The 2430-nt window shown below is 68.4% G+C and carries 3 protein-coding genes; 2 read left to right on the top strand and 1 reads right to left on the bottom strand.

Annotated elements, in window-relative coordinates; translation table 11 throughout:
- The first annotated feature begins 34 nt into the window (after positions 1–34).
- Positions 35–1135, top strand: a complete 1101-nt coding sequence (locus tag WAW17_RS15495; protein ID WP_422333835.1) for a hypothetical protein — start codon at positions 35–37, stop codon at positions 1133–1135.
- Complete coding sequence (locus WAW17_RS15490; protein WP_422333834.1) at positions 1132–1719, top strand: putative glycolipid-binding domain-containing protein; 588 nt, start codon at positions 1132–1134, stop codon at positions 1717–1719. The genes WAW17_RS15495 and WAW17_RS15490 overlap by 4 nt, the downstream gene beginning before the upstream one ends.
- 22 nt (positions 1720–1741) lie before the next feature.
- On the opposite strand, the gene WAW17_RS15485 is transcribed toward WAW17_RS15490, so the two are convergent.
- Positions 1742–2430: prephenate dehydrogenase (locus WAW17_RS15485; protein ID WP_422333833.1), on the bottom strand; the 689-nt coding region annotated here is incomplete at its 5' end.

The following is a 2430-nucleotide window of genomic DNA, read 5'->3' as shown; positions in this document are numbered from 1 at the left end:
GTCCTAGGATTCACCTGAGACACAGGGAGGCGCGATGATGCCGGGATTGCGCGGACGGCCGCCTCTGCTCCGCGACGCAGAGGGCAGCGCTCTCGTCGAGGCGTTCGTCATCATCGGGGTGCTGACGATCCTGCTGACCCGCGCCTACCTGCACCTGACTGGCTATCCGCAGGTGGGTGGGTCGAGTCTGCACATCGCGCACGTGCTGTGGGGCGGACTGGGGATGGTGGTGGCGCTGGTGGTCGTCTTCACGTTCCTGGGCTCGACGCCACGCGTGCTGGCGGTCGTGGCGGGCGGCATCGGTTTCGGGCTGTTCCTCGACGAGATCGGCAAGTTCGTCACCAAGACCAACGACTACTTCTACCGGCCGGCCGTCGCCATCATGTACGTGGTGATCGTTGCCGTGTTGCTGGTCAACCGGTCGGTGCAGGATGCCCGTCCGCCCACGCGGGCCGAGGATGTGGCGAATGCGGCCGCACTCGCGATCGGCGGACTGGAACGCGGTCTCGACAACGGACGCCGGGAACTCGCACTCGCCCGGTTGCGCCGGGCAGCGGCAGCCGGCGCTGACCCGTCCACGCTGGCCACCGTCGAACAACTGCTGGCCGGGTGTCCGGAGAGGAACGGCCGGTCGATCCCGTCGATCCGGGAACTGGCACGCCGGGTCACCCCGGCTTTCGCGAAGGGCCCTGGGATGCTGTGGGCCGCCGCGATCGGCCTGGCGCTGTTCTCGACGGCAGGACTCGTCAGCGCACTGGTGACCCTCGACGACGACCTGCGGGGGGCCGGTGCGGACATCACCACGATCGGGCAGTGCGTCGGGTCCGCGATCGCGTTCGCTCTGTGCTGGGCCGCCACGGTTCGGCTGCGGAACGGAAAACTGTGGCCGGTGCAGTTCTTGCGCGCCGCGGCGCTCGTCACCGTGCTCCTCACCGAAATCTTCGACTTCGTGGCCCAGGAATTCGGTGCGCTCATCAACGTCGCGGTCGGTCTCGGTGCTCTCGCTGTGTTCTCCGCCCGCATCGCAGCGGTGGAGCGTGGCCGGGCGGCCACTCCCGCCCTCGAGGCGTCCGTGCCGGTGAAACCTGGCCCGTTGACACAGCTGCAGCCACCGTCGATTACCGTAGACCGGTGAGCATCCAAGCCTCCGGTGCCTCGACCTGGCCAGCTGTGTTGACGTGGCGGGCGTACAACGCACCTCGAATCGAATCGGTGCGTGTCCAACTGAACGGCGCGCGAATCAAGGCCGCCGGACGCATCATCGGTGGTGAGTGCCCCGACCATCCCCCGTTCAGCGCGTCGTACGACCTGGTCACGGACGAGAACGGAATCACGCGTCGTCTTTCGTTGCGCACGTCGGTGGCGGCTGGTGAACGTCAGATGTCGATCAGCCGCGATGACGAGGGCACCTGGATGGTGGAGAACGGTTCCAGCCATCAACGGTCGACCTTCAACGGCGCGCTCGACGTCGATGTGGTGCTCAGCCCGTTCTTCAATGCCCTCCCCATCCGGCGTTACGGGTTGGCACACGGCTCCGAGGACATCGAGGTGCCGGTGGTGTACGTCAATCTCCTCGACTTACGGGTCGAGGCCGCCAGCGTCACCTACAGCAGCGGTCCGGACGGAATCCACGTGCTCTCGCCGGTGTCGAGTTCCTCGGTGACCGTCGATGCAGATGGGTTCATCCTCGACTACCCGGGCCTCGCCGAACGCATTTAGGCGGAACTCATTCAGGCGTAACTCACAGTTGCCGAAGGCGCCCGCCCCGGCGTCCCGCGTCGCGCATCTGCTCGATCCAGCCGTCCCGCCCCGGCACGATCCCGGTGATCTCCCAGTGGTCCGCGTTCTCGTACGCAATCCGTGCGGCATGTCCGGCCTCGACGAGGGTGGCGGTGGACAAGGCGTCCGCAAGTTCGGCGCGCACGTCCTGCAGCAGCGCCAGAGCCTCGTCCAGCGCGATCAGCAGCGCCTCCCGGTTGCCTTCACACATGGCCCGGACCAGGTCCGGCGCACTACCCGCCACCCGGGTGCCGTCCCGGAACGAACCGGCGGCCAATCCCAGCGCGAGCGGACCGCCGGCCGCGCCGGTGACAGCCAGGGCTTCGGCCAGCAGGTGCGGCAGGTGGGAGATGCGGGCGACGGCCCGATCGTGTTCGGCGGATTCCGCGGGTACCACGCCGGACCCGCAGTCGAGGGCCAGGCGGGCCACCTGCGTCCAGACGTCCGGGTCGACGCCGTCGTCGGTGCCCACCACCCACACGGCCTCACGGAACAGATCGGCGCCGCCGGCGCTCCAGCCGGAGGCCGAGGTTCCCGCCATCGGGTGGCCACCCACGTACCGGTCGCTGAGACCGTGACGCTCGACCGCCGCCGCGACCCGGGCCTTGACGCTGACGACGTCGGTGATCGGGCATTGCGGTGCGTGTTCGC

Source organism: Rhodococcus sp. (in: high G+C Gram-positive bacteria) (assembly GCF_049286785.1).
In the GTDB taxonomy this organism is placed as follows: Bacteria; Actinomycetota; Actinomycetes; order Mycobacteriales; family Mycobacteriaceae; genus Rhodococcus_F.
Note: the sequence above shows the minus strand (reverse complement) of the source record. Positions and strands in the feature narration are given on the sequence as shown.

Excerpts from the sequence above, each read along its gene's own strand:
- WAW17_RS15495 (WP_422333835.1), top strand. The coding sequence starts at position 35 with ATGATGCCGGGATTGCGCGGACGGCCGCCTCTGCTCCGCGACGCAGAG.